The following is a 25114-nucleotide window of genomic DNA, read 5'->3' on the forward strand; positions in this document are numbered from 1 at the left end:
AAATTTATGAAAAATAAAAATATTCTGTCGTCATTGAGCTTGGCGATTATTATCTCATTCACAGGTGTCGTCGCACCTAATGCTATTGCAGCATCAACACCTGCGGCAGAGCAAGCTGAACCAGAGAAAGGTCCACACCGTGGGCGCATGTTACGAGATGGTGATTTTGCCATTGAACTCTCTATTTTTGAAACTGGTGTGCCACCAGAGTTTCGTGTTTGGGCGACAAATGATGGACAACCTATAGACCCAAAGAATGTCGATTTAAACGTAAAATTAATTCGCCTAGGCGATGGCACTGATGATATTAACTTCAATGCTCAAGGTGACTTTCTTCGCGGTGATATGGTGATTTATGAGCCTCACTCTTTTGTTGTTGCCATTGAAGCAACTTATCAGGGTAAAAAGTACAATTGGCGATATGACAACTTCGAGGGTCGCACCACAATTGAACAGGCAGTTGCCGATGCAATGGAAATCAACACTGAAATCGCAGGCCCTGCGACAATTCATCAAACCATACCCGCTTATGGAAAATTAAGTTTACCTGTGGACGCTAAGCGAAACATTGCTGCGCGTTTCGATGGTGAAATCACCAAATTACACGTCAATTACGGTGAAATTGTTAAAAAAGGGCAAACGCTATTCACAGTAGAAAGTAATGAAAGTCTTAAGCCCTACGTTATTAAAGCGCCCATTAACGGTGTTATTACCCAGTTATTCGCAAACGCGGGTGAGCAAACTAATGGTAAAACCTTACTCACCATTACCAATCTTAATCGCCATATTGCCAAATTAGCGGTTTATCCTTCGGATTATTCCAAGGTTAAACTGGAAACGCCAGTTACGTTAAACATTGAAGGTCATGAGGACCCCCTTGTAGGTGAGGTGTCATTTATTGAACCTAGCGTGAGAGATGATCAGGCAAGAATAGTTTGGGTCGAATTAGAAGGTCGTAACCTTGCCGAAGGCGGCTTCGTAAAAGCTGACATTGAAGTTGCAACCATTGATGTGCCACTGGCTGTAAAGCGTGTTGGCTTACAAGGTTTTAGAGACTTTACTGTTGTTTACGCCAAAGTGGGTGAGCAGTATGAAGTTCGTATGCTTGAGTTGGGCCGCACTGGAGGCGAATGGATTGAAGTATTAGGTGGCCTAAAAGCGGGAACCGAATACGTGACCAACAATAGCTACATCTTAAAAGCCGACATTGAAAAGTCTGGCGCATCACACGATCACTAGGAGTGTATAAATGTTGGAGTCAATTTTACGCTTTTCAATAAAGCGCAAATTCCTTGTCATGGTGATGGTGTTAGCTGTGTCAGGTTTGGGTATATGGAATTTTACCAAACTACCGATTGATGCAGTGCCTGATATCACCAATGTGCAGGTAATGATCAATACCGAAGCGGCTGGGTTTACGCCATTAGAAGTTGAGCAAAGGGTAACTTTTCCGTTAGAGACCGCATTGTCGGGTTTACCGGGGTTAACCTATACCCGCTCAGTTTCTCGTTATGGCCTATCTCAAGTGGTTGCAATATTCAGTGATGATACTGATGTCTATTTTGCCCGTCAGCTTGTTAATGAGCGTTTATCAGCGGCACGCGCTGAGTTACCGCTGGGCTTAGAGCCTCAACTTGGGCCAATTGCGACAGGTCTTGGTGAAATATTCATGTTCACTGTTGATGCTGAGCCTGATGCTACACATGCTGATGGCACGCCTATTACACCAACGGATTTACGAACCGTACATGACTGGACAATAAGACCACAGTTAATGCGGGTGCCGGGTTGTAGTAGAAGTGAACCCGATAGGCGGATTTGAGCGTGAAATATTAGTCGCTTTCAAACCTGAAAAGTTACTTGCTTTTGGGCTGTCACAAGCCGATGTGGTTGATGCAATTTCGCAAAACAACCAAAACCAAGGTGCAGGCTTTATTGAGCAAAATGCACAGTGGTTGTTAAGGCTGCCCGGTCAGGTTACTGATATGACTGCCATTGGTAATATTCCGCTTAAGTCGCTTGATGGTTCATCAATTTATATAAAAGACGTAGCCGATATTGAAAACGGCAAAGGGCTTAGAACTGGCGCTGCTACACAAAATGGTCGTGAAGTGGTGATGAGTACGGTATTTATGCTTATTGGCGAAAATAGCCGCACAGTAGCTCATGCCGTGGGAGAAAAGCTCAAGGAAATTAACGCCACTTTACCAGAAGGTATAGTCGCAACTGCTGTTTATGATCGCACTAAATTAGTAGATAAAACGCTACAAACGGTTCAGCTTAACCTGATCGAAGGGGCGATATTGGTTATCGTTGTACTCTTTGTGCTACTGGGTAATTTCAGGGCTGCATTTTTAACAGCCTTAGTGATCCCATTTGCCATGTTGATGACAGTAACAGGTATGGTACAAACTCGCGTGAGTGCTAACCTGATGAGTTTAGGCGCGTTAGATTTTGGTTTGTTAGTCGATGGTGCCATTATTATCGTGGAAAATTGTCTTCGCAGGCTAAGTCAAGCAGGAAACAAACCTCTGCCGCTAAAAGAACGCATGGAACTCGTGTTCGAAGCCACAAAGGAAGTCATACGTCCAGCGCTATTTGGCGTGTTTATTATCACCGCTGTTTACTTACCAATTTTTGCTCTTGAGGGTGTTGAAGGCAAAATGTTCCACCCGATGGCGATCACCGTGGTTATCGCGTTACTTAGCGCTATGGTGTTATCGGTTACCTTTGTACCCGCTATGGTTGCCTTGTTATTTAAAAAGCCTGTGAAAGAAAAACATAGCCCAATAATTCGTGGTGCTACTGTTCTTTACAAGCCTGCTTTAAACTGGGTTTTAAAAGCCCGTTGGTTCGTTGTTATAGCCGCAACAGTATTAGTGGGTTTCTCAGGTTATCAGGCAACTAAGTTAGGTAGTGAATTTGCGCCTAATTTGGATGAAGGTGATATTGCCATGCACGCGCTGCGAATTCCGGGTACGTCATTGTCTCAAGCAATCGCGCTTCAGGAATCTTTAGAAGATAAAATTAAACAAATGCCAGAAGTTGAACGCGTCTTTGCCAAAATAGGCACTGCCGACGTTGCAACTGATGCCGTTCCGCCAAGTGTCGCAGATAACTTCATTATCCTGAAACCTCGCGAGTTGTGGCCTGATCCAGATAAGACAAAAACTCAAGTTGTAGAAGAGTTAGCCGCGCTAGTAGAGCCAATTCCGGGGAACCGATATGAGTTTTTACAGCCAATACAAATGCGTTTTAACGAATTGTTAGCTGGGGTGAGAGCTGAACTTGCGATAAAAGTGTTTGGTGATGACTTTGATACGTTGACTACGTTAGGCAGTGAGATAGAGGGTGCAATCTCTCAGGTTGAAGGTGCCGTAGATATACAAGTTGAGCAAACCACTGGTTTACCCATGCTTAATCTTGTGCCAAATCGTGAAAAACTGATGCAGTTTGGTATTAGTATTAGCCAAGTACAGTCTCAAGTGGCAATGGCTATGGGCGGTACAGTTGCAGGTAAGTTTTATCAAGGCGATGTGCGCTCAGATATTGTAGTAAGGCTCACAGAATCCAAACGTAATGATATCGATTCAATACCTTATTTACCGATAACGTTGGCTGATGGACATACAGTACCACTTAAAGAATTGGTTGATATTGAGCTGATATCGGGTGCTAACCAAATAAATCGTGAAAATGGTAAACGTAGATTGGTAGTAACTGCCAATGTTCGTGGTAGGGACTTAGGTAGTTTTGTTGCAGACATACAAGCAGCCATTAATGAAAACGTTGAAGTACCTGCTGGTTATTGGGTGGAATATGGCGGCACTTACCAAAAACTGCAATCCGCTTCAGAGCGCCTGAGTATTGTTGTACCTGTCACTTTAATCATGATTGTTGGTTTATTAATCCTCGCCCTTAACTCGTTTAAAGATGCCATGATCATCTTTACGGGGGTTCCGCTTGCATTAACTGGTGGTATTGCTGCGCTGTTACTACGTGATATTCCGTTCTCAATTTCGGCAGCGGTTGGCTTTATCGCCTTATCGGGCATCGCCATCCTAAATGGACTGGTTATGGTGTCGTTTATCAGAGAACTGCGCAAAGATGGTTTGGCACTTGATAAAGCAATCTTTGATGGTGCGCTGACGCGTCTTCGACCTGTGTTAACAACCGCACTCGTTGCTTCATTAGGTTTTATTCCTATGGCGTTAAATACAGGCATAGGCTCGGAGGTTCAGCGGCCTCTGGCAACAGTAGTCATTGGTGGCATTATTTCGTCAACGATTTTGACTCTGTTTGTCATCCCTGCCTTATACAGAATTTTACATAAAGAAAAGGAGTCTATTTTGACTGATGTTGAAGTATTGGAGTCTCAAGATGCCAAGTAACATGATTAAAGTACTGACTTATCTGACGATTGCGCTGTTAGCGCTTGTCAGTATCGAAGCTTTTGCTCACGGAGTCGATGATAAAACCAGAGCATTTTTAGAGCAAAATAATGGAGTACAGTTTATCCCGTTTTTATATATAGGCGCTAAGCATATGATAACGGGCTATGACCACTTGCTGTTTTTAGTCGGTGTTATCTTCTTTTTATATCGTAGCCGTGACGTACTGTTGTACGTCACCATGTTTACTATTGGGCATAGTACAACCCTGTTATTTGGTGTGTTAAGTGACATACAGGTCAATGCTTATTTAATTGATGCCATTATCGGTTTTTCCGTAATTTATAAGGGCTTCGATAATCTAGGTGGCTTTAAGCTTTGCTTTAATTGGCAGCCTAATACCCAATGGGCGGTGCTGATTTTCGGTCTGTTTCATGGCTTTGGTTTAGCTACCAAATTACAAGAGTTTAGCCTAGCTGATGAAGGTCTTATTACCAACCTGATTGCCTTTAACTTAGGTGTTGAACTTGGTCAATTTGCTGCGCTCGCACTTATTTTGATCATGATAAATGCATGGCGAAAACTGCCTTCATTTCAACGCTTTTCGACAGTCACAAATACCGCACTAATGAGTGCTGGTGTGATGTTGATGGGCTTACAACTTGCTGGTTACTTTACCATTTAATCGATTTTTAACTTATAGAAATACAGAAATAAAAGAGAATTTTATGCAACATACAGTTAGTACCAAAACACTCGTTAAAGCGAGTATTTCAGCAGTCGTTGTCGCGGCTATTGCACTGGTTACCTTTATCTTACCAGCAGAGTACAACATCGATCCGACAGGTATTGGAAACAAGTTAGGTTTAACAGCACTTGCACAAGCGGCTGAAGTGGAAACAACGTCATTAGAGACAACTAAAGGCACGGATGAGTTTCAAACAATAGAAGTGACAGTCCCTGCGGGACGCGGCATCGAATATAAATTTTATATGAAGCAGCATGAAAAAATGACTTATGAATGGTTAACCGATGGTGTTCCATTGTACTTCGATTTACATGGTGAGCCAGAAGGTGACACAACGGGATATTTTGAAAGCTATGTTATTGCTACTACTAATGAAATGAAAGGTAGTTATACCACGCCATTTGAAGGCTCTCATGGCTGGTACTGGAAAAACAAATCAGACAAGCCAGTTTCAATACAGCTAATGGTCAAAGGGCAATACGAAGTTATTGGCCTTAAACAATAACGAATTTAACTTTACGAATTTCATACAAAATGGAGACTAAAATGAACAAACTAATATCAATCGTTGCGCTTTGTGGTGCCTTGCTAACTAGTAATGTACAGGCACATGGAGATCATGGTGTCATCAGCGGTCAGAAAGCTGTTAGCATCGCTGCAACACATATTCAAAAGATGACATTTAAAGACGCTGGTTTTGAAGTTGGTAAGTTAGATGAGTCATGGAAAAATATTGATAAGTCGCAACTTTCGATTGCTAGCGTTGAAGACAATTTCTACGTAGTTAGTGCATCTAATGCTAGCAACGAAGATAAGCTTTACTTCCAAATTGCAAAAAATGGTCAAGTTATAGCGGTTAAAAATAAAAACAACTTTTAACAAAATAAGAAGGCACCTTTTGATACATGAGGTGCCTTTGTTTTTGTACCAAGTCCGCTTTTGGCACAGAGCCACTGGTCGGCTCTAACTCATTTCTGTCCAATTGTGAGTTACGATACCAGAAGTCCGACTGGACGATTTAATCTTGACTAACCAGTGAATATGCAAGATTGAGTATTAGTTACTGCATCTAAATTACTACATCTAAATTTTACTAGCATCAAGGCTTCATTCTGATCGCCGATATTAGAATTAAGCCTTCATTCTGATCGCCGATATTAGAATTAAGCCTTCTTTATGATACAAGAAGACTTGCTTTCAGCAATCATAGAGTAAGTTAACGAAGAAATCATTTCAGTCAAATAGCTTACTTGTAGTCATCAGGATTTAGTGGCTCCACGCGAGCTAAATAGCCGTTTGCTTTTATTTGTTCATCATTTAAAGATTGATCTGAAAATTTTTCAAGTTCAATTGAGCGTTTATCTTCAGTAAGCTTACATAATAGAATATCACCGATATTTAAATTACATTCCTTATTGTCAGGAAGTGGAATAGCCCCATTTTTACCTACTGTCACAATCATATATCAACCTGCGTATGGTATTTAAATAGTCTTGACTCTGTTTAAGGATATTAGAAAAAGGCTTCATTCTGATCTCAATACTTAAATATAGCCTAGATGATAAACTCGAATATTGAAATAAGCATTCATTTTGATCTCAATACTAAAATGAAGCCTTGATGATAAACTCGAATATTGAAATAAGCCTTCATTCTGATCTCAATACTAAAATGAAGCCTTGATGATAAACTCGAATATTTAAAATAAGGCTTCATTTTGATCTCAATATTGAAATGAAGCCTTCATTCTGATCACAAGCAATCTTATTTACGCGAATTATCAAATTTATTTTGTGCGCGCAACCAAAAGTCGCAAGGCATTCCGGTTAACGCCTCAAGTCGTTTAGCCAAAGTAACTGTTACGCTTATGTTCTCCTTAACAAAGTCGTCGAATTGTTCCATCGATAGGTCTAGCATCTTGTTGAGGTTTTTATTATTAAGCCCCTGAGCTTTCAGCTTGTGGAAAAATAAATTCTCGAAGTATCTTGCTGGGTGAAGCATCTCTTTGTCGTCAGGAATATCGACAATATCACTGTCGTCAATTTCAGCAATGTATTCAAGTTTTTTTTGGCTGCGACTTCTGGAAGTCGTCACACTTACACCAGGGTTACCAAGATTACATAGTTTAAACGGGTTTGAATATCGCCCTTGACTTGTCTGCCAACTGCTACTCGAAGCCTGGATTACTTTTGCACTAGGGATAACGCTCATGACCGTGGCAACGACTGATTCGACCAACTTATCGTAGCTAGTCATATCTCTACTTAATTCGATTGCAATTGTCCCACCTCCTGAGTGGCTTACAATTGCATCATCAAACCCCGCCTCGAAGAGACAGTTGTCAATATCATCTAACGTTAGAGAGTCATTATTAATTTCAAACCTTATGACAGCTTCAACCATAACGGGTATGCCTTTTTCTAGTCAACAGTCACTTAAGCCTACACCATCAACCATAAAATAATCAAAATGATTACATCACTTTGATTGCTCCTTTTCACAGTTTAAGCTACTGTACTTTGATTTAAAATTGGTTTTATTAAAGTATGCAGCTTGAAAATCTAAACCATGCACAACGTTAACGCCTCGCTTTTATTGACTTTAGCCTTGAATTTTTTGGTCAAATAGTAAGTGCTGACTTGATCCAGCAGTTTGGCACTGGCCTAGCTTCTTGCACTTGTGATCTCGCGCTTTACAAAAAAATAGCACCTGATAACGCTATGCTTATGCATGAAAATAAGCGTTATGTACGCTCAAACACATTCATAGCCATTTTTGAGCAAGATCCTGAGTCTGTGCTTGGAACATTGGCAAAAAGCTTTGCTGGATTGATGTTTGATGTATTAATGAAAGGACTTGGTAAATCTAATGAAGACGGCATTCGCTAATTGGGTACTGTAACGCCTAACCTGACGTTCAGCTATAAGCTGAGTCATAGCTCGAATTAGCCGAGGGAGTATTCCGTCAATGTATAATAAAACTTTCTAGTATTAGGGAGAAAAAACTCAAATAGTATATTAATTGTTATAGTGTAATATTTCTTTTGTAACCTCACTCCATTGAAATTAAAAGAGTTCACTCACTCACCCATCATAAATATTATGAAATTAGGTTTTATTCTTTAATGAAACTCCATTTTATCGAGTTCTAACAATAAGTCGTTTGGAAACTCGATATCGGCTTTGTCGATTTCGTCAATCAGCAATACGGGGCGTTTATTATGTTGCTCTCCATAGGTGAAGGCTTGCCATAATTTACCTTTTACAATGTAGTTACTAATGTCGTGAACGCGCTCATCACCTAACTGGCTGTCGCGCAACCGTGACACTGCATCATATTCGTATAGGCCTTGCTGTGCTTTGGTGGTCGATTTGATATGCCATTGAATAAGCGTGGTGTCTAAGCTTTTTGCAAGCTCCTCGGCTAACATGGTTTTACCTGTGCCGGGCTCCCCTTTTATAAGCAGAGGTTTTTCGAGCAAGATGGCTGCGTTAACCGCTTGTTTTAATGAGTTACTGGCAATGTAGTTGTCGGTTGAATTAAAAAGCACGATGTCACCTTATCTGGTCTGAGCAGTGATTAATAATGCTATGATGCCATAGTTATTCTGCGTCTGAAAGGTATGCAAAGCGTGGGACTGTTTTGCCGTTTACCTCAACGGTTTCTAAAAACATGCTGAGTGGGCGTGCCCACATACCAAACTCACCATACAGTGCTTGGTAAATAACGAGTGGCTCTTCGGTTTCACTGTGAGTGGCGACATACTCTACTTTGTATTTTGGGCCTTTGTAATGCTGGTATATGCCTGATTTTAGAGGATGAGGTTTTATTGCTGTAGTCATGTTTTGATCTCTTGTATAATTACGTTTTGCACTTTTTAATGCTAAATAAACTGTCAACACTATGAATTATATTTCGTTAGATGAATACAAAAAAGCATGGGTTTTTCGCCATAAAGACATGCCAATTAACGCAGCAGATGCGCAGCAAATCAAACCAATGACCAGTGAACGTGCCGCTGTACTTTGGTCTACCATGGTGAGCCGCGAGCATGATCACCCAGATTTTTTCGATAAAACAGATTGGTGTGGCAAAGAAGACAGCTTTACCGAAACCATTAATTGGGAAAATGCGTGGGAAGCTGGTGAAGAACAACTCCCCGAGGCAATCTTGGCGCACCTTGATTGGGAAGCCAACACCACCGTGTATTTTTGTATGGCGCGCGACAATATTATTGAAACTAGCTTTGCAGTGTTTAAACGTTGCTGGCAAAACTTTATGTTTTTAGCCGATGGCAGTTTGTTAATGGGCAAAAAACGCGATGCAGTTGTGCAGTTTTTAGAAACGGGTAATGCTAAACTGGGTAAAAAAGGCGCAGTAAAGTAGCGCTCAATTAACGCTCTATGCTATAAAACAGTCAAGCAATTGTTTTATAAGAGCGGGCATTGTCTATTTCTAATCCACAGAGCGAACCGTCGCCACAAGCCGAAATTTGGCAAACTGATGCCGAACGGGCTTTGTATGCACAGTTATGTAATGCGTTTTATGCTCGAGAAATCCCGCGTTTGGTCGATGAACCTGATGCGGCAAGGCTTAGACGCTTATTGGCAAGTTTGCCTTATTACATAGAGCGACTAGCAATACGGATAGTCAGTGGTGATGCGCCTTTACAGCTTGATTCACAAAATGGCAGCTGGCTCGAAAAACAAAAAACTACGCCGCCTGTATATAGCAAAAGTGCATCAGAAGACTTTTATAGTCAATATGCTAAGCGTGGGTTAATTGTCCCCGTGCTAATTAATGACGGGCAATGTACCACCGTGCGCATAGACAGCTTAGATCAAGTAAGCGACAATAAGGTACATTGTAATGAGCTTGGTTGGTTTACGTTATCCGGTGAGTCATTAGAACACGCGCCAGCGCAGTTATTAAAACCGTCAAAAGCAGTGATGGCAGCAGCCTGTTGTGGCCATCAATGGCAACTTAATAAACGGATTACACCTAAGCGTTTGTCATTAAGAGAAATGCTACTAGCAAGCAATATAAATTGGCGTAATTTAAAACGCCCTTTGACTTAATTTAACCGCGAAGGAGTGTTCAATGCGGGTGTTTCAATTCGCCTTGTTATGTTTGGCTTTATTTATCCAGTATCGTTTATGGTTTGGCCATAATGGTGTGCAGGATTACACTCGTCTAAAACAAGCGGTCGCCTCTCATCAAGATACAAATGCTAAATTATTAAAACGTAACAAAGTGCTCAAAGCCGATATTAAAGATTTAAAACTCGGCCAAGAAGGCATAGAAGAACGTGCGCGTAATGAATTAGGAATGATTAAACCTGGTGAAACGTTTATTCGTGTATTGCCAGGCCAACAACAAAATGAAAACTAAACAGAAAATCACTGCAATAGTTCCCGCAGCCGGTGTTGGCAGCCGAATGCAACATTCTGCGCCAAAACAGTATATCGAACTGGCGGGTAAAACCATTTTAGAGCATACCCTTAGCAAGCTTGCTGAATTAGATTTTATTCACACGATAAAAGTAGCAATAAGTGACGACGATGGTTACTTTGACGTGATACCTCAAATCGATAGCCGCATAGAACGAGTGTCGGGCGGCACAGAGCGTGCCGACTCAGTCCTTAATGCTTTGCTGTCACTTGCTGATAACCCGCCAGACTGGGTACTGGTGCATGATGCAGCAAGACCGTTAGTGTGTTTAAGCGATATAACTCGTTTGGTCGATGAGTGCCTAGCAGCTAACGAGGGCGGTATTTTAGCCTCTAAAGTCAAAGATACTATTAAACGCGGCCATACTCATAGTGAGCAAACTGTGCCACGTGATGATTTATGGCAGGCGCTTACCCCTCAATTTTTCCCTTATCAGGCGCTTGTAGATGCACTTTCAAATGCCCTAGAGAACGGCGTGACTATCACCGATGAAGCTTCGGCGATTGAGTGGGCAAAGCAGCCAGTAAAATTAGTCGCTGGGCGCAGTGACAACATTAAAATAACCACCCCAGAAGATTTAGATTTAGCAGCGTTTCTACTGCAAAAACAACAAAACGAGAGAACCCCATGATTCGAATTGGCCATGGCTTTGATGTTCACAAATTTGGCGGCGAAGGCCCGTTGGTTATTTGTGGTGAAAAAATTGATTACCCACAAGGTTTTTTAGCGCATTCAGATGGCGATGTGGCTATTCATGCATTATGTGATGCTATATTAGGATCACTGGCAATGGGCGACATTGGTAAGCACTTCCCAGATACTGCGAGTGAATACGAAAACATCGACAGCCGTATATTATTGCGTCATGTGGTTAAGCTTGCAAAAGAGCAAGGCTATGAACTTGGCAATGCAGATGTAACCATTGTAGCTCAAGCACCAAAAATGCTGCCTCATATTCAAGCCATGCGTAAAAATTTAGCTGCTGATTTAGAAGCCGATATTTCGCAAGTGAATGTGAAAGCCACTACCACCGAAAAGCTGGGCTTTGAAGGTCGTAAAGAGGGCATTTCAAGCCACGCAGTGGTTATTATGAGTAAACAAAATTCATGAGTGAATTGAATTATTTATACGGAAAACCACTATCAAAAGCCGACTTTAAAACGTTTGCTGAAGACTTTATGGTTGACGAAGACCTCGGTATTGAATTCACTGGCAGCGGCGAGCATGTGTGCTTGCAGGTCGTCAAAAAAGGTGAAAACACCCAGTTTATAGCCAAGCGAATTGCCGAAAAAGCGGGCGTATCACCGCGTGATGTAAGCTATGCGGGTTTAAAAGATCGCCACGGTGTTTGTACACAATGGTTTAGTGTGCCTGTGCCGATTAAAAAGCACATTGAATTTAGTGAACTGAATAACGAGCAATTCTTTATTATCGCGCAGCAGCGCCACAACCGTAAATTAAGAACAGGCTGCCACAAGGGCAATCGATTTACGATTACCCTGCGTAATGTGACCGAGCCTTTAGATATTTTGTGTCGTATTAATGCAATGCGTGCTGGGGTGCCAAATTACTTTGGCGAACAGCGATTTGGTCATGGAGGGCATAACCTTGAAATGGCTAAACGGATGTTTGCAGGAGAGCGTATTCGCGATAAAAAGCTGCGTGGTTTAGTGATTTCAGCGGCCCGTTCTTATGTGTTCAATGAAATAGTAAGTATGCGTGTAGCTGAGCATGGTCTTGCGAAAACCATGCACCGCGAAGTGTTTATGCTTAGCGGCAGTAATGCCTTTTTTGAAGACAATATAAGCGATGACAATATTGCACGTTTAGCCTCTGGCGATATTGTTATGTCGGCACCAATGGTGGGCAAAGGCGAAAAAGGCTTAACCGAAACCGAAAAGCAATGGTTGCTCCCTTATCAGTCTTGGATAGAGGGATTAGCTGAGCTTGGGCTTAAGAATGAGCGCAGAATGCTGCGCTTAATTCCCGAGTCTTTAACTGTTGAAACACTTGATGAGACAACGGTAAAACTGAGTTTTGGTTTACCAAAAGGCTGCTTTGCAACCGCGCTTTTGCGAGAGCTGGTGGACTATAAAGACGCCAGCCCAAGAGAACAAAAACAAAAGGATGCGTAAATGAAAATCTTATTAAGCAATGATGATGGAGTGCATGCAAAAGGGATTGCCGTTTTATATCATGCGTTAACGCAAATTGCCGATGTGACGCTGGTTGCCCCTGACCGTAACTGCAGTGGCGCCAGCAATTCATTAACCTTAATGAACCCGTTACGTGCGACCATGTTAGATAATGGCTTTATTTCTATTAATGGCACCCCCACGGATTGTGTTCACCTTGGCGTGAATGAGCTAACCGATGAGCAGCCTGACTTAGTTGTGGCTGGTATTAATCATGGGGCTAACTTAGGTGATGACACGCTCTATTCTGGTACGGTTGCAGCCGCAACCGAAGGCCGCCACTTAGGGCTGCCAGCGATCGCTGTCTCACTCTGTTCTAAAGAAGGGAATCATTTTGAAACGGCAGCAGCAGTGGCTGTCGGTATCATTAAAGAGCTTGCATCACACCCTCTACCGAAAGATCAGATCATTAACTTAAATGTGCCAGATATTCCTCTTTCAGAACTCAAAGGAGTAAAAGTAACACGCCTTGGCGCACGTCATAAAGCTGAAACCATGACCAAACAACAAGACCCGTGGGGGCGTGATATTTTTTGGTATGGCACGCTCGGCGCTGAAAGTGACGCAGGAGAAGGGACTGACTTTTACGCCATTAATAATGGGTATGCCTCAGTAACACCGTTAAGTGTTGATATGACAGCGAAGGAGAGTCTTCAAGCCGTCGATAGCTGGTTAGCGAAGATGGAGATTAATAGTGCTGACTAATTATAATCGCAGTGCGTTGGCATTGGCTGAATTATTAAAGCGGGATGGCGTAGAAGATGCCGCTGTACTTGAGGCGATTGCGACGACCCCGCGGCATGTGTTTGTTGATGATGTTTTACAGCATAAAGCGTATCAGAATACCGCTTTACCTATTGGTCAAGGGCAAACAATTTCGCAGCCTTATATCGTTGCGCGAATGACAGAGTTACTGCGACTTGCAGGAGTACGCGATAAGGTACTTGAAATTGGCACGGGATCAGGGTATCAAACCGCGATTCTTGCAAAAACGTTCACTAAAGTGTGTTCAGTTGAACGCATTAAAGCGTTGCAGTGGCAAGCAAAGCGCCGTTTACATAAGCTTGATTTATACAATGTAACGATGAAACATGGTGATGGATGGCAAGGGTGGCAATCGCAAGCACCATTTGAAGGGATTATCGTGACTGCTGCGGCAGCAACGATGCCGCAAGGGTTACTAGCACAACTTGCTGATGGCGGTGTGATGATAGCCCCCGTGGGCGAGCAAGATCAGCAATTAATGATGGTTGTCAGAAATGGCGACACATTCACAGAACATAAAGTTGCACCAGTACGATTTGTACCTTTAGTACCTGGTGATATTGAATAGGACGTTACACTTTGAAGTTGTTTACTAAGTTATATGATATGGCGCTTGTGTGGGCTAAGCATCGTCACGCAGAGCGTTATTTAGCAGGGATGAGCTTTGCTGAATCTGTTTTTTTCCCTGTTCCGCCAGATGTGATGTTAGCTCCTATGTCACTCGCTCAGCCAGATAAAGCATGGCGATTTGCCAGCTTTACTACTATTGCGTCTGTTATTGGTGGTATTTTAGGTTACTTGCTTGGCTTTTGGCTATTTGAGCCCGTCGTTGAGCCGCTAATTGCTCAAATGGGCTGGCAAGCAAAGTTTGATACTGCGCTAGGCTGGTTTGAAACATACGGCGTGTGGGTTGTATTTCTTGCTGGGTTTTCGCCTATCCCTTATAAAGTTTTTACTATTGGGGCAGGCTTAATGCAGATGGCATTTTTACCTTTCTTAATTGCGTCTGCAATTGGACGTGGGGCTCGGTTCTTTTTAGTGTCGGCTTTAATGAAGTGGGGGGGCGTGAAAATGGAGCAAAAATTACGTCAATATGTTGAAGCGCTTGGCTGGGGATTAGTTATTTTAGTTGTTGTTGCGTACTTTTTACTACGATAACCCCTAAAACTCACAGTTAGTATTATAAGGAGCATTTTACGATGAACAGACAGTTAGCAGTGTATGTTACTTTGTTTATTAGTATTTTGCTCTTTGGTTGCTCCTCCCGTAATGCTCCCGCTCCTGTTAGTAGTTTAGATAATCATACAAAACAAATTACCCGCAAAGTTAATATTTCTGGCTCAAGTTACAAGGTTAACAAAGGCGATACTTTATACTCAATCGCGTTTAGTGCTCAAAAAGACTTTCGTACTTTAGCAAAATTAAACGATATTCCAGCACCTTATACGATTTATCCTGGGCAACGCATTTTGCTCACAAAATCGGCACAAAAACAAAAAAAGACGAAAAAATATACGAATTCGAGTAAAAAGTCTACTGTTTTGATACAAAAAAATAACAAAAAATTAAAAAAAGAGCTTGATCAGCCAAAACAACGAGAGTATGTTCAAAAACAAGCCAACAAGAAAGTTAGTGCAAAAAATAGTAATCCTAATACAAAAGTCATATGGAGCTGGCCCGCTAAGGGTAAGGTCACGCGCCGTTTCTCTACAAAAGAAAATGGCTATAAAGGGTTACAAATCGCTAATAAACAGGGGGCATCTGTTTTAGCTGCTGCACAAGGAACTGTGGTATACGCGGGTAACGCATTGAGGGGCTACGGTAATTTAATCATACTGAAACATAATGATGATTACCTAAGTGCTTATGCACACAACTCAAAGTTGCTTGTAAAGGAAAAACAGGAAGTAAAGGCGGGGCAGAAAATAGCAGAAATTGGCAGTTCAGATTCGTCGGTTACGGCTTTAAGATTTGAAATTCGTTACCGAGGTCAAGCAGTCAATCCTGCTAAGTATCTACCTTAGCCAAAGGTATTGATAAAGTGATTTAGCTCAATCACATATTTGCTCGGGAGGACGCTTATGGGTCACACAGCAAAACTTGAGAAAACAACTGAAACAGTTGATGATAAATTTGATGACACGATGGTTGAAGATGATTCATCTGAGTTACTCGAAGAAGTCGACAACGATGATGAAATTTTTACAAAAGACGAAGTCGTCAAAAACCTAGACGCGACACAGTTATACCTGGGTGAAATTGGTTTTTCTCCTCTTTTAAGTGCAGAAGAAGAAGTATTTTTTGCGCGTAAAGCATTGAAAGGCTGTGAAGCCTCTCGCAAACGAATGATAGAAAGTAATTTACGTTTAGTGGTGAAAATTGCTCGCCGCTATAACAACCGAGGTCTTGCGCTGCTAGATCTTATCGAAGAAGGTAACCTTGGCCTGATTCGCGCTGTTGAAAAATTTGACCCAGAACGTGGTTTTCGTTTTTCAACTTATGCAACCTGGTGGATCCGTCAAACGATTGAACGTGCCATAATGAATCAAACACGAACAATTCGTTTACCTATTCATGTTGTAAAAGAACTGAATGTTTATCTAAGAACAGCTCGCGAACTAACACAAAAACTTGACCACGAACCAACCGCAGAAGAAATTGCAGAGTGTCTGGACAAACCCGTTGAAGACGTGACTAAAATGCTACGTTTAAACGAAAAAATCACGTCGGTTGATACGCCAATTGGAGGCGAAAACGACAAAGCCTTACTCGATATCATTGCTGACGAAAAAGGCTCTGGTCCTGAGGGCGAAGTACAAAATAATGACATCAACAAACACATTGTTGATTGGCTTGGTGAATTAAACCCAAAACAACGCGAAGTACTAGCACGTCGTTTCGGTTTACTTGGCTACGAGCCTTCAACGCTTGAAGATGTCGGTCGTGAAATTGGCTTAACGCGTGAACGTGTAAGACAAATTCAAGTGGAAGCATTACGTCGTTTAAAAGATATTTTGCAACACGAAGGCTTAAGTACAGATAGCCTGTTTGACCAATTTACTTGAGTTGACAACAATATACCTGACTCAGGTATGAGGCCTTCGGGTCTCTAGAACACACAAAAAAGCTGACATACTGTCAGCTTTTTTTATGCACGCAATTAAAGTAAATCTTTTAATTGGTATAACAGCTGGTGTGCTTGTCTTGGTGTTAAACTGTCTGGGTCGAGCTGCTGTAAAGTTAGCTCAAGTTCAGAGGGTTCATTGTCAAACGCCAGTGCTTGCTGTTGTTGCACAGGGGCTGTAACAGGCTGATGATTTTCAAGCATTTTTAGTTTTTGCTTTGCTTGCTGAATAACGGCTTTTGGTACACCGGCAAGCGCGGCAACTTGTAAACCAAAGCTTTTACTTGCTGCACCTTCAAGCACGGTATGCATAAAGGCAATAGTGTCGTTATGCTCAATCGCATCTAGGTGAACATTAACCAATCCTTGCTGCTGCTCGGCCAGTTCAGTTAGCTCAAAATAATGGGTGGCGAATAAGGTTTTTGCGGCAATTTTTGAGGCTAAATAATCGGCCGTAGCATAGGCGAGAGACAGGCCATCATAGGTCGAAGTACCGCGTCCTATTTCATCCATCAAGACCAAAGATTGCGCCGTGGCATTGTTTAAAATGGTCGCTGTCTCTGTCATTTCAACCATAAAGGTTGAACGCCCTGATGCTAAATCATCACTTGCGCCAATACGCGTAAAAATGCGGTCAATATTGCCAATTTCTGCGCTGTCAGCAGGGACATAAGACCCAATATGTGCCATGAGTACAATTAACGCAGTTTGACGCATATAGGTTGATTTACCCCCCATGTTTGGCCCTGTGATGATCAACATCTTACGGTCGTTGCTTAACTCGACAGGGTTGGCAATAAAGGGGTCTTTCATTACTTGCTCAACAACGGGATGACGCCCTTGCTTTATGCTTATATTGTCGTTATCACACAGTGTTGGTTTGGCGTAGTTGAGCGCTTGCGCACGTTCAGCTAAATTATTAAGAACGTCTAAATCAGCCAGTACTGCAGCCATCGTTTGTAGCTGCTCAATATGCGGTGCTATAAATTCAAATAGTTGTTCATAAAGTTGTTTTTCGAGAGCCAACGCCTTTGATTGGCTACCGAGTACTTTGTCTTCATGCTCTTTTAGCTCAGGAATGATATAGCGTTCGTTATTTTTTAATGTTTGACGACGAATATAATCAGCAGGAACTAAGTGTGAATTAGCACGGCTAACTTCAATGAAGAAGCCATGCACCTTATTGTAGCCAATTTTTAAGGTGCTGATGCCTGTGCGTTCACGCTCGCGCTCTTCCAGTTTTTCAAGGATATCGGTTGCGCCTTGGCTAAGCGCACGCCATTCATCTAACTCACTATTATAGCCTGGGGCAATAACTCCCCCATCACGAATAAGTACCGGTGGTGTTTCAATGACTGCGCGTTCTAGGAGATCTTGCAGCGCTGGTAATTCTTGTGACTGTGCGATGATCTGGTTAATGCGTGGATCGCTGGCATCATTAAGTAGCTCATGCAGTGGTGCCAGCGCTTGTAATGCACTACGTAAACGCGTTAAGTCACGAGGTCTGGCTGTGCACAATGCAAGGCGCGCGATAACTCGCTCAATATCACCAATTTGTTTTAATGATTCGTGCAGTTCGCCGCACAGTTGAGCATCGATGATCGCACTAATCGCATTTAGGCGTGAGTTAAGCTCATCTTTACTGCGCACAGGGGTATGAATTCGGCGTTTTAATAAACGAGACCCCATTGCTGTAGCGGTTTTATCAAGCACCTGTGCCAAGGTGTTTTCATAGCCTCCAGAGAGGTTAACCGTGAGCTCTAAGTTTTTACGGGTTGCAGCATCTAAGATCACTGCGTGTTCGTTTTGCTCAAGGGTAATGGCGCGAATATGTGGCAGAGCAATGCGTTGAGTGTCTTTTACATATTGCATTAAACAGCCCGCGGCAATCAGAGCGCAATGGGCTTTATCAACCCCAAAGCCAACTAGATCTTTGGTGCCAAATTGATCGCATAAGAGGTGTTGTGCGGTGTCTAAATCGAACTCCCATTCTGGGCGACGGCGAGCCCCTTTAATATGTTCGATTAAGTGAATATTGGCAAACGTTTCACTGTAAAGCAGTTCTGCTGGCGCAAGGCGTTGCAGTGTTGAGCTAAATGCTTCGTCAGTATTCACTTCAAGTACATTAAAACGGCCTGAGTTAATATCGAGGTAGGCAATGCCGTAAACACCGTGTTTATTTTGCCACACACTTGTGAGTAAGTTATCTTGGCGCTCTTGCAGTAAGGCTTCATCGGAAATAGTACCGGGTGTTACAATGCGCACGACTTTTCGCTCTACCGGACCTTTGCTGGTTGCTGGGTCGCCTATTTGTTCGCAAATAGCAACCGATTCACCCATTTGTACAAGGCGTGCTAGGTAATTTTCTACTGCGTGATAAGGTACGCCGGCCATTGGAATAGGATCGCCACCGGCTTTACCGCGATGAGTTTGAGAAATATCAAGAAGTTGAGCTGCACGTTTAGCATCATCAAAAAAGAGTTCGTAAAAATCACCCATACGATAAAACAATAAAATATCGCGATGCTCGGCTTTTATTTTTAGATACTGCTGCATCATCGGTGTTTGTTGTTTTATAGTGTGTGGAGCATAAAGATCAAACGACATGTATTTACCCAAAGGCTGAATATGGAATTACATCAAGAGATTAAAACACTTGCTGCGAAATTAGGAGCTATTTTAACGGATAAACGCTTATGGATCACTACCGCTGAATCGTGCACGGGTGGGGGCGTGAGTTATGCGCTAACAGATACACCAGGAAGTTCTCATTATATTGACCGTGCTTTTGTTACATACAGCAACCAAGCAAAGCATGAATTAATTGGTGTGAGTAACGAGACTTTACAGAACTTTGGCGCTGTCAGTGAGCAAACTGTTTTAGAAATGGCGTCAGGTGTTGCGAAGGCTGCAAAGGCTGATATTGCGATTGCTATTTCGGGTATTGCGGGCCCCGGTGGGGCAACCCGGGATAAACCGGTTGGTTTGGTGTGGTTTTGCGTGCATTTTGCAGGAAAAAATTACCCAAGCAAACATGTTTTTACCGGTGATAGAGCCAGTGTTAGAGCTCAAGCTATTGTTTATTCAATAGAAAAAGTTATCGAGATAATAAAATCAGAAAATTAGCTTGATACTGTGATTTCATACAGTATACTGTCTGCATTAGCCGGATTTGGAGAACAGAATGAACGATAACAAACAAAAAGCGTTGGACGCTGCTTTATCACAAATTGAACGTCAATTTGGTAAAGGTTCAATTATGAAATTGGGCGACAACAAAGCCCTTGATATTGAAGCTATCTCAACAGGTTCACTGGGGATTGATATCGCATTAGGTATAGGTGGTTTACCAGCAGGACGTATCGTTGAAGTATACGGCCCTGAATCATCAGGTAAAACAACGCTAACGCTACAAGTTATCGCTGAAGCTCAGAAGCAAGGCAAAACGTGTGCATTCGTTGATGCTGAGCATGCTCTCGATCCTGTATACGCACAAAAGCTAGGTGTAAACATTGATGAGTTACTTGTTTCTCAGCCTGATACTGGTGAGCAAGCATTAGAAATCTGTGACATGCTTGTTCGTTCAAGTGCGGTTGACGTGGTTATTGTTGACTCGGTTGCTGCATTAACACCAAAGGCTGAAATTGAAGGCGACATGGGTGACTCACACATGGGTCTTCAAGCTCGTTTAATGTCGCAAGCCCTTCGTAAATTAACGGGTAATATTAAGCGCTCGAACACCTTGTGTATTTTCATCAACCAAATCCGTATGAAAATAGGTGTCATGTTTGGTAACCCAGAAACAACAACGGGTGGTAACGCACTTAAATTCTACGCATCGGTACGTATTGATATTCGTCGTATTGGTTCGGTGAAAGAGGGTGATGAAGTTGTGGGTAACGAAACCCGCGTTAAAATTGTTAAAAACAAAGTTGCACCCCCGTTTAAACAAGCTGAGTTCATCATTATGTATGGTGAAGGTATCTCTAAACACGGTGAATTAATTGACTTAGGTGTTAAACATAAGATTGTTGAAAAGTCAGGTGCTTGGTATAGCTACAACGGTAATAAAGTAGGCCAAGGTAAAGCAAATTCAATTAAGTTCTTAAAAGACAACCCAGAGATCGCAGATGAGATTGAAGGTAAGTTACGTGAAATGCTATTACTTCAAGCAACTATTAAGCCTGAAGACGGTGTAGATGTTGGCCTGATAGCTGAAGACGAGCTATAAAACACCTTTACAGTGTATTGTTAAGCGTGATTTGACCCGCCCTTAACACAAAAAGACCGCTACTTAGTTAGCGGTTTTTTTATGGGTGAATAATAGTCGCACTGAGCCGTTTTTATAGGTGAAAAGTTGCGCTGGGTGTTGCGGCGATTTTACAGGGGCGGGCCTATACCAGTTCACTTAATTAATACCATTTTGCAAAAATACTTAATCCTTTTGAGTGATTAAACCAGTCGCTACCTACGTTAAAAATTTCTGATTTAGAATAACTAAATAACTAAATAACTAAATAACTAAATAACTAAATAACTAAATAACTAAATAACTAAATTTTTGCCTTGTTATCAACGCGGTTTTATTGCCTCAAAATAGACCACTTAATTAAGCGTAATGCTATAAGTGAACAATTTAAGGGATTAAGGTAAGGGGATAAAAGGGATTCAATCTGTAAACGCGGGATAAACCAGCTGCAACGAGTCGATACATAAAAGCCGCACAGTGTGCGGCTTTTAAATTCTTAAAGTTTAGAGCTTATCGTTTCAAACTTGGCACTCATTAAAGCTGCCAGTTGAATGAAACAGCATAGCTACGTGGCGCACCATAGTAACCTTGTGCCCAGAATAGGCTATGAAGGTACTTTTCGTTGGTGACGTTATTAATATTTAAGTTAACACTAACATTGTCGTTAATATCGTAAGTGGCCATTAAGCTTAATAAACCATAGGCATCTTGCTGAGTAGTTATTTGCGGTGCATTAGTATCAGCATCGCGAACCTGTACGCGCTGCGTATCGTCTTGCCATTGGTAATTTAGGCCAAAGGTTAAGCCATCAACTTCAGGCACTTTGTGAGTTAGCGCAAGTTTAAATTGATTTTCTGGCGTGTAGTCTTTTACCAGCTCATCACCATCGATGTTTAAGTTGCTATAGCTAAAACTTGCACTCAATGTTTCATTGATTTGACCGCTAAGTTCTAGTTCAAAACCATCGCTATTAATGCCGTCTGCGCCATAGTAGCGTGTATCATCCGGTAAGGATCCTGGTACTGCTACAGCAAGACCCACTTGCTCTGCATCAAAGTAGGCAACAGTGACAAACAGGTTGTCATCAAGTAATTGTGCTTTTAAACCCACTTCACTACTTTTACCAGTAATAGGGTTGAGATAGTCACCATTTATGTCACGCTCAGTTTGCGGCACAAATGTTTCTGTGTAGCTTGCATAAGTTGAAAAGCGCTCGTTGATATCATAAACAACACCGTAGTAGGGCACGGTTTGATCGCTGTCTTTATCTTTCGCTTTCCCGTATGACTCACCTTCAGTTTCCCAATTTACTTGGCTGACACCTGCTAAGAAGCTAAGTGAATCGGTGGCTCTAATGCGTGTTGAAATATAAGCTGAACGTTGACGGCTAGTCAGATCTGCTCCTGTTAAACCATCAGTGAGTGTTGGAATTGGTGCAACTCCGTCCCAACCACCCAGTTCAGGCATTTTAGGGAAACCATTGCCTGTGGTGCGGTCATAAAGAGATTTATCATTATAATCCATGTCTGCTTGGTTAACACCAAACGATAGGTCATGCTCCATACCAAATAAATTAAATTTACCCGTTGCATAGATATCTAAAATGTCGTGCTTATCTTTATGATCGTATTCACTTGCGTAACCTGTTAAGCCTAAACCTGTTTCTCTATCAGGCGTGCCATAAACATAGAAAAGCTCAGAGTCTTGCTCATTTTCTAAGTGTGCATAGCTGGCTTTTAAAAACCAAGTATTAGTGATTGCTTGCTCAATGGATAAAAATAACTGCTCGGTGGTGTTGTTCCAGTATGACCAATCGGATGCAGTGCTAGTTGATACATCGAAGTTAGTCGCAGTACCATCGCTATAATAAAGTGGTAACGCCCCCCAAAGAGGGCTGTCTGCGTCTTTATTTTGTTTAACATAGTTAGCTGTTACGACTGTGCTGTTAGTCAGTTGGCCTTCATATGCTAAGTAATAAATTGTTTTATCTTGCTCGTAGCGATCAAGATAAGAGTCTGTTTTATGCTTTGTAAATACGGCACGCACTGCGTGGTTATCGTTGATAGCCGTTGATGCGTCAAGTTCAAGACGTTTATTATCCCATGAGCCATATGACACTGATGCATTGACCTGTGTTTGATATGTTGGGCGTTTTAATACCATGTTGACCGTTGCCGATGGATTACCAGCACCAGTCATTAAGCCATTAGCACCACGAACAATTTCGACACTATCGTATATAGAGGTATCAAGTGTGCCTTGAATAGAGCCATTATCTTGGGGTAAACCCATGCCATTAACTTGAAAGTTGGTAATTTCAAAGCCGCGAGCTTTAAAGTAGGTGCGATCGGTTTCAATTTGCTCAACAGTCACACCCGGGGTGCTTTCAAGTACTGAGTTTAAATCATCAAGTGAGAAGTCATCCATCAACGCACGAGAAACAACAGAGATAGACTGAGGTGTTTCTTTTATGGTTAAGCCCAATTTGGTCGCTGATTGAGCTTGTTCGGTAATATAGTTTTTGTGATGTTGACCGTAGACAGCAATTTTTTCGATCGCAGGTTCTTCTTTTGGTTGTTCTGCTAAAGCGTAGCCACTAAGAAGAGCTGAAGTCACTATGCTTAATTGTGACAAGCGCAAAAATTTAGTTGATGACATGCAAATTTCCAAATAGTTCAATGATGATTTAAATTAATGCGTAATTTAATCTAAATGAAAATGATTTGCAATTTGCTTTTTTGGGCTTTAATAAAAAAAGCGGCCGGAGCCGCTCAGGAAGTAAAACTATTTTTATACTTAAAAAACGTATTTTGCAGAAAATTGAAGGCGGTCCATATCACCATCAGCGCCACTTTCTAATTCTCGTTCAGCATGTTTCAGTTCAACACCAAATGTGAGTTTCTTTACTGGCGAGTATAAAATATTCGCGCTGTAGCTTTGACTTGTTTTAGTCGGATCACCCGAAATAGCTAACAGATCTGTGTTGTTATCAGCTGAGAAAAATGAATAAAGGAAAGTTGAACGCCACTGACTATTCCAGTGTTGTTGATAACCAATGAAGCCTGAAGTTGAGTCGATGGCATCTAGTTCATCACCATTAAGTACTGCACCGTGCGCTACGTTTAAACCAACATATCGACCTAAGCCTGAACCTTGTGTCAGCATGAATTTGAGGTTGTTTTGACCAAAATTAACTTTACCCGATGCACTAATACCAAAGGATGTTTCGTCTGCATCGACGCCATTCTTTTTATAGGTTAGTTGACGCGCTAAACCTGTAAAAACTAATTCACCCCAGTCTGCTTTATGAGCATAACGCGCGGTAAAATCAGGTAAAGATGCATCATCCGTTGCAACGCGTGCGCCACCTTGGGTCGTAATTGTACTTTCTGGGTTTTCAACAGAGAACGACCAGTTGCCCGTTGAGTAACGAATTTGTGATTGGCGGGCAAAAACGGTCCCTTCTGCAGGGCCTACGAAGTCTAGCGTTTCTGGCAGTGCGCCTACGTTTTGAAAGTTTGACCACGCTTGACCAAATAACCAGCCATCATACGTGATAAAAGCTTGGCGAATACGCGGAGCATAGGAGTTGGTAACACGTTCATTACCACCCGGTGCGGAGGCTAAAAAGTCAATTTCGATTTTAGTGTTAACAGTTTTACCATTGTCTAACTTTGTTGCAGTGCCAAAATTAAAACGCGATTGGCGGGCATGCATATCAAAGACTGCATCGCTGTCAACGTCAGGTCCCACGGGAGTTGTACTCGGTACATAAAAATCACGACCAATGCTGGTACCATCTGGAACACCTGATGAATAGTCACTCCACATCGCATCTAGCTTTACATAACCGCCATAAGTGATATCGGTATTACCTAAAGTGGCAGCACTTGCAGTGCCTGTTAGTGCGCATAACACGGCCGATGCCGTGAGGGTCTTTAAAGCGGTTATTTTTGTTGTTGTCATAATGTCTATTCCTGTTGAAGCTATTTGTGTGTTGTTGTATCACTGTTGTTTAAGAAATGACTTCTCTCAATTATCTATTGGTCTATTAGACTAAGGTGTTACATAGCGATAAATCGCTTACATCAATATATTGGAGTAGATTATAGGTGGCTATTACGAAGTTTTTAGCTATTTGGCGAGATATACAACTAAGGTCTAATACTTTAAGGGGCGTTGCTGAGTGAT

The 25114-nt window shown here is 42.0% G+C and carries 24 protein-coding genes and 2 pseudogenes; 19 read left to right on the forward strand and 7 right to left on the reverse strand.

The window, feature by feature from the left end; genetic code table 11:
• The first annotated feature begins 6 nt into the window (after window positions 1–6).
• The 5 genes and pseudogenes from IT970_RS03305 (at window position 7) to IT970_RS03325 (ending at window position 6018) form a co-directional block, all read left to right on the forward strand.
• A complete protein-coding gene (locus tag IT970_RS03305) occupies window positions 7–1239 on the forward strand; it encodes an efflux RND transporter periplasmic adaptor subunit (protein ID WP_126873594.1) in 1233 nt (410 codons plus the stop codon).
• 10 nt (window positions 1240–1249) lie between these two features.
• A pseudogene (locus tag IT970_RS03310) lies at window positions 1250–4391 on the forward strand (efflux RND transporter permease subunit).
• Window positions 4381–5076, forward strand: a complete 696-nt coding sequence (locus IT970_RS03315) for a HupE/UreJ family protein (RefSeq protein WP_126873610.1) — start codon at window positions 4381–4383, stop codon at window positions 5074–5076. Before IT970_RS03310 ends, IT970_RS03315 begins: the two are co-directional and overlap by 11 nt.
• 43 nt (window positions 5077–5119) lie before the next feature.
• On the forward strand, window positions 5120–5644 hold the full coding sequence (locus IT970_RS03320) for a hypothetical protein (RefSeq protein ID WP_126873590.1): 525 nt from the start codon (window positions 5120–5122) through the stop codon (window positions 5642–5644).
• Between the two features lie 41 nt (window positions 5645–5685).
• On the forward strand, window positions 5686–6018 hold the full coding sequence (locus tag IT970_RS03325) for a DUF6488 family protein (RefSeq protein ID WP_126873588.1): 333 nt from the start codon (window positions 5686–5688) through the stop codon (window positions 6016–6018).
• Window positions 6019–6385: 367 nt separating this feature from the next.
• Here IT970_RS03325 and IT970_RS03330 read toward each other — a convergent pair whose 3' ends face one another.
• On the reverse strand, window positions 6386–6601 hold the full coding sequence (locus tag IT970_RS03330) for a hypothetical protein (RefSeq protein WP_196857604.1): 216 nt from the start codon (window positions 6599–6601) through the stop codon (window positions 6386–6388).
• A gap of 302 nt (window positions 6602–6903) precedes the next feature.
• The gene (locus tag IT970_RS03335) at window positions 6904–7542 is read right to left on the reverse strand and encodes a helix-turn-helix transcriptional regulator (RefSeq protein WP_196857605.1); all 639 of its coding nucleotides are present in this window, start codon (window positions 7540–7542) and stop codon (window positions 6904–6906) included.
• A gap of 236 nt (window positions 7543–7778) precedes the next feature.
• Here IT970_RS03335 and IT970_RS03340 point away from each other — a divergent pair, with 236 nt between their 5' ends.
• Window positions 7779–8027: a hypothetical protein gene (locus IT970_RS03340; RefSeq protein WP_196857606.1), complete on the forward strand. Its 249-nt coding sequence runs from the start codon at window positions 7779–7781 to the stop codon at window positions 8025–8027.
• Between the two features lie 236 nt (window positions 8028–8263).
• Here IT970_RS03340 and IT970_RS03345 read toward each other — a convergent pair.
• Together IT970_RS03345 and IT970_RS03350 are read right to left on the reverse strand one after the other, a co-directional pair.
• A pseudogene (locus IT970_RS03345) lies at window positions 8264–8689 on the reverse strand (AAA family ATPase); the annotation flags it as partial.
• Between the two features lie 52 nt (window positions 8690–8741).
• Window positions 8742–8981 (reverse strand): DUF1653 domain-containing protein, encoded by a 240-nt coding sequence (locus IT970_RS03350; protein WP_065978071.1) that lies wholly within the window; start codon window positions 8979–8981, stop codon window positions 8742–8744.
• Between the two features lie 61 nt (window positions 8982–9042).
• On the opposite strand from IT970_RS03350, the gene IT970_RS03355 reads away from it, so the two are divergent.
• The 11 genes from IT970_RS03355 to rpoS are packed head-to-tail and all read left to right on the forward strand — an operon-like array spanning window position 9043 to window position 16615.
• A complete protein-coding gene (locus IT970_RS03355) occupies window positions 9043–9525 on the forward strand; it encodes a DUF2947 domain-containing protein (protein ID WP_036970820.1) in 483 nt (160 codons plus the stop codon).
• 59 nt (window positions 9526–9584) lie between these two features.
• Window positions 9585–10217 (forward strand): hypothetical protein, encoded by a 633-nt coding sequence (locus IT970_RS03360; RefSeq protein WP_065978034.1) that lies wholly within the window; start codon window positions 9585–9587, stop codon window positions 10215–10217.
• Between the two features lie 22 nt (window positions 10218–10239).
• A complete protein-coding gene (gene ftsB, locus IT970_RS03365; protein ID WP_036970819.1) occupies window positions 10240–10530 on the forward strand; it encodes a cell division protein FtsB in 291 nt (96 codons plus the stop codon).
• Complete coding sequence (ispD, locus tag IT970_RS03370) at window positions 10520–11221, forward strand: 2-C-methyl-D-erythritol 4-phosphate cytidylyltransferase (RefSeq protein ID WP_065978035.1); 702 nt, start codon at window positions 10520–10522, stop codon at window positions 11219–11221. The genes ftsB and ispD overlap by 11 nt, the downstream gene beginning before the upstream one ends.
• Window positions 11218–11700 carry a 2-C-methyl-D-erythritol 2,4-cyclodiphosphate synthase gene (ispF, locus tag IT970_RS03375; protein ID WP_036970817.1) on the forward strand — a complete coding sequence of 161 codons (483 nt, stop codon included), beginning with the start codon at window positions 11218–11220 and terminating at the stop codon, window positions 11698–11700. The genes ispD and ispF overlap by 4 nt, the downstream gene beginning before the upstream one ends.
• The gene (gene truD, locus IT970_RS03380) at window positions 11697–12725 is read left to right on the forward strand and encodes a tRNA pseudouridine(13) synthase TruD (RefSeq protein WP_196857607.1); all 1029 of its coding nucleotides are present in this window, start codon (window positions 11697–11699) and stop codon (window positions 12723–12725) included. The genes ispF and truD overlap by 4 nt, the downstream gene beginning before the upstream one ends.
• A complete protein-coding gene (gene surE, locus IT970_RS03385; RefSeq protein WP_118844020.1) occupies window positions 12726–13490 on the forward strand; it encodes a 5'/3'-nucleotidase SurE in 765 nt (254 codons plus the stop codon).
• Window positions 13480–14118: a protein-L-isoaspartate(D-aspartate) O-methyltransferase gene (locus tag IT970_RS03390; protein WP_036970812.1), complete on the forward strand. Its 639-nt coding sequence runs from the start codon at window positions 13480–13482 to the stop codon at window positions 14116–14118. The genes surE and IT970_RS03390 overlap by 11 nt, the downstream gene beginning before the upstream one ends.
• A gap of 11 nt (window positions 14119–14129) precedes the next feature.
• The gene (locus IT970_RS03395) at window positions 14130–14708 is read left to right on the forward strand and encodes a YqaA family protein (protein ID WP_065978037.1); all 579 of its coding nucleotides are present in this window, start codon (window positions 14130–14132) and stop codon (window positions 14706–14708) included.
• Window positions 14709–14749: 41 nt separating this feature from the next.
• Window positions 14750–15574 (forward strand): peptidoglycan DD-metalloendopeptidase family protein, encoded by an 825-nt coding sequence (locus tag IT970_RS03400; RefSeq protein ID WP_036970808.1) that lies wholly within the window; start codon window positions 14750–14752, stop codon window positions 15572–15574.
• A gap of 57 nt (window positions 15575–15631) precedes the next feature.
• Window positions 15632–16615, forward strand: coding sequence for an RNA polymerase sigma factor RpoS (gene rpoS / locus IT970_RS03405; protein ID WP_036970803.1), 984 nt, complete (start codon window positions 15632–15634; stop codon window positions 16613–16615).
• A gap of 95 nt (window positions 16616–16710) precedes the next feature.
• Here the strand turns inward: rpoS and mutS are convergent, their stop codons facing one another.
• Complete coding sequence (gene mutS / locus IT970_RS03410) at window positions 16711–19281, reverse strand: DNA mismatch repair protein MutS (RefSeq protein WP_180311368.1); 2571 nt, start codon at window positions 19279–19281, stop codon at window positions 16711–16713.
• 21 nt (window positions 19282–19302) lie between these two features.
• Here mutS and IT970_RS03415 point away from each other — a divergent pair, with 21 nt between their 5' ends.
• Both IT970_RS03415 and recA read left to right on the forward strand, forming a co-directional pair.
• Window positions 19303–19800, forward strand: coding sequence for a CinA family protein (locus tag IT970_RS03415; protein ID WP_180311369.1), 498 nt, complete (start codon window positions 19303–19305; stop codon window positions 19798–19800).
• A 58-nt stretch (window positions 19801–19858) separates the two neighbouring features.
• The gene (gene recA, locus IT970_RS03420; RefSeq protein WP_036970796.1) at window positions 19859–20905 is read left to right on the forward strand and encodes a recombinase RecA; all 1047 of its coding nucleotides are present in this window, start codon (window positions 19859–19861) and stop codon (window positions 20903–20905) included.
• A gap of 552 nt (window positions 20906–21457) precedes the next feature.
• Here recA and IT970_RS03425 read toward each other — a convergent pair.
• Window positions 21458–23581 carry a TonB-dependent siderophore receptor gene (locus tag IT970_RS03425; protein WP_036970794.1) on the reverse strand — a complete coding sequence of 708 codons (2124 nt, stop codon included), beginning with the start codon at window positions 23579–23581 and terminating at the stop codon, window positions 21458–21460.
• A 138-nt stretch (window positions 23582–23719) separates the two neighbouring features.
• Entirely contained in the window at window positions 23720–24889 is a 1170-nt protein-coding gene (locus IT970_RS03430) for a DcaP family trimeric outer membrane transporter (RefSeq protein ID WP_036970793.1), read from the reverse strand.
• Window positions 24890–25114: the final 225 nt, after the last annotated feature.

This window comes from Pseudoalteromonas sp. A41-2 (genome assembly GCF_015767615.1).
GTDB lineage: Bacteria > Pseudomonadota > Gammaproteobacteria > Enterobacterales > Alteromonadaceae > Pseudoalteromonas > Pseudoalteromonas lipolytica.

What these genes read in the sequence shown, in the direction of transcription:
- IT970_RS03305 (WP_126873594.1), top strand. Translation starts at nt 7, where the DNA reads ATGAAAAATAAAAATATTCTGTCGTCATTGAGCTTGGCGATTATTATC.
- IT970_RS03315 (WP_126873610.1), top strand. Translation starts at nt 4,381, where the DNA reads ATGCCAAGTAACATGATTAAAGTACTGACTTATCTGACGATTGCGCTG.
- IT970_RS03320 (WP_126873590.1), top strand. Translation starts at nt 5,120, where the DNA reads ATGCAACATACAGTTAGTACCAAAACACTCGTTAAAGCGAGTATTTCA.
- IT970_RS03325 (WP_126873588.1), top strand. Translation starts at nt 5,686, where the DNA reads ATGAACAAACTAATATCAATCGTTGCGCTTTGTGGTGCCTTGCTAACT.
- IT970_RS03330 (WP_196857604.1), bottom strand. Translation starts at nt 6,601, where the DNA reads ATGATTGTGACAGTAGGTAAAAATGGGGCTATTCCACTTCCTGACAAT.
- IT970_RS03335 (WP_196857605.1), bottom strand. Translation starts at nt 7,542, where the DNA reads ATGGTTGAAGCTGTCATAAGGTTTGAAATTAATAATGACTCTCTAACG.
- IT970_RS03350 (WP_065978071.1), bottom strand. Translation starts at nt 8,981, where the DNA reads ATGACTACAGCAATAAAACCTCATCCTCTAAAATCAGGCATATACCAG.
- IT970_RS03355 (WP_036970820.1), top strand. Translation starts at nt 9,043, where the DNA reads ATGAATTATATTTCGTTAGATGAATACAAAAAAGCATGGGTTTTTCGC.
- ftsB (WP_036970819.1), top strand. Translation starts at nt 10,240, where the DNA reads ATGCGGGTGTTTCAATTCGCCTTGTTATGTTTGGCTTTATTTATCCAG.
- ispD (WP_065978035.1), top strand. Translation starts at nt 10,520, where the DNA reads ATGAAAACTAAACAGAAAATCACTGCAATAGTTCCCGCAGCCGGTGTT.
- ispF (WP_036970817.1), top strand. Translation starts at nt 11,218, where the DNA reads ATGATTCGAATTGGCCATGGCTTTGATGTTCACAAATTTGGCGGCGAA.
- truD (WP_196857607.1), top strand. Translation starts at nt 11,697, where the DNA reads ATGAGTGAATTGAATTATTTATACGGAAAACCACTATCAAAAGCCGAC.
- surE (WP_118844020.1), top strand. Translation starts at nt 12,726, where the DNA reads ATGAAAATCTTATTAAGCAATGATGATGGAGTGCATGCAAAAGGGATT.
- IT970_RS03400 (WP_036970808.1), top strand. Translation starts at nt 14,750, where the DNA reads ATGAACAGACAGTTAGCAGTGTATGTTACTTTGTTTATTAGTATTTTG.
- rpoS (WP_036970803.1), top strand. Translation starts at nt 15,632, where the DNA reads ATGGGTCACACAGCAAAACTTGAGAAAACAACTGAAACAGTTGATGAT.
- mutS (WP_180311368.1), bottom strand. Translation starts at nt 19,281, where the DNA reads ATGTCGTTTGATCTTTATGCTCCACACACTATAAAACAACAAACACCG.
- IT970_RS03415 (WP_180311369.1), top strand. Translation starts at nt 19,303, where the DNA reads ATGGAATTACATCAAGAGATTAAAACACTTGCTGCGAAATTAGGAGCT.
- recA (WP_036970796.1), top strand. Translation starts at nt 19,859, where the DNA reads ATGAACGATAACAAACAAAAAGCGTTGGACGCTGCTTTATCACAAATT.
- IT970_RS03425 (WP_036970794.1), bottom strand. Translation starts at nt 23,581, where the DNA reads ATGTCATCAACTAAATTTTTGCGCTTGTCACAATTAAGCATAGTGACT.
- IT970_RS03430 (WP_036970793.1), bottom strand. Translation starts at nt 24,889, where the DNA reads ATGACAACAACAAAAATAACCGCTTTAAAGACCCTCACGGCATCGGCC.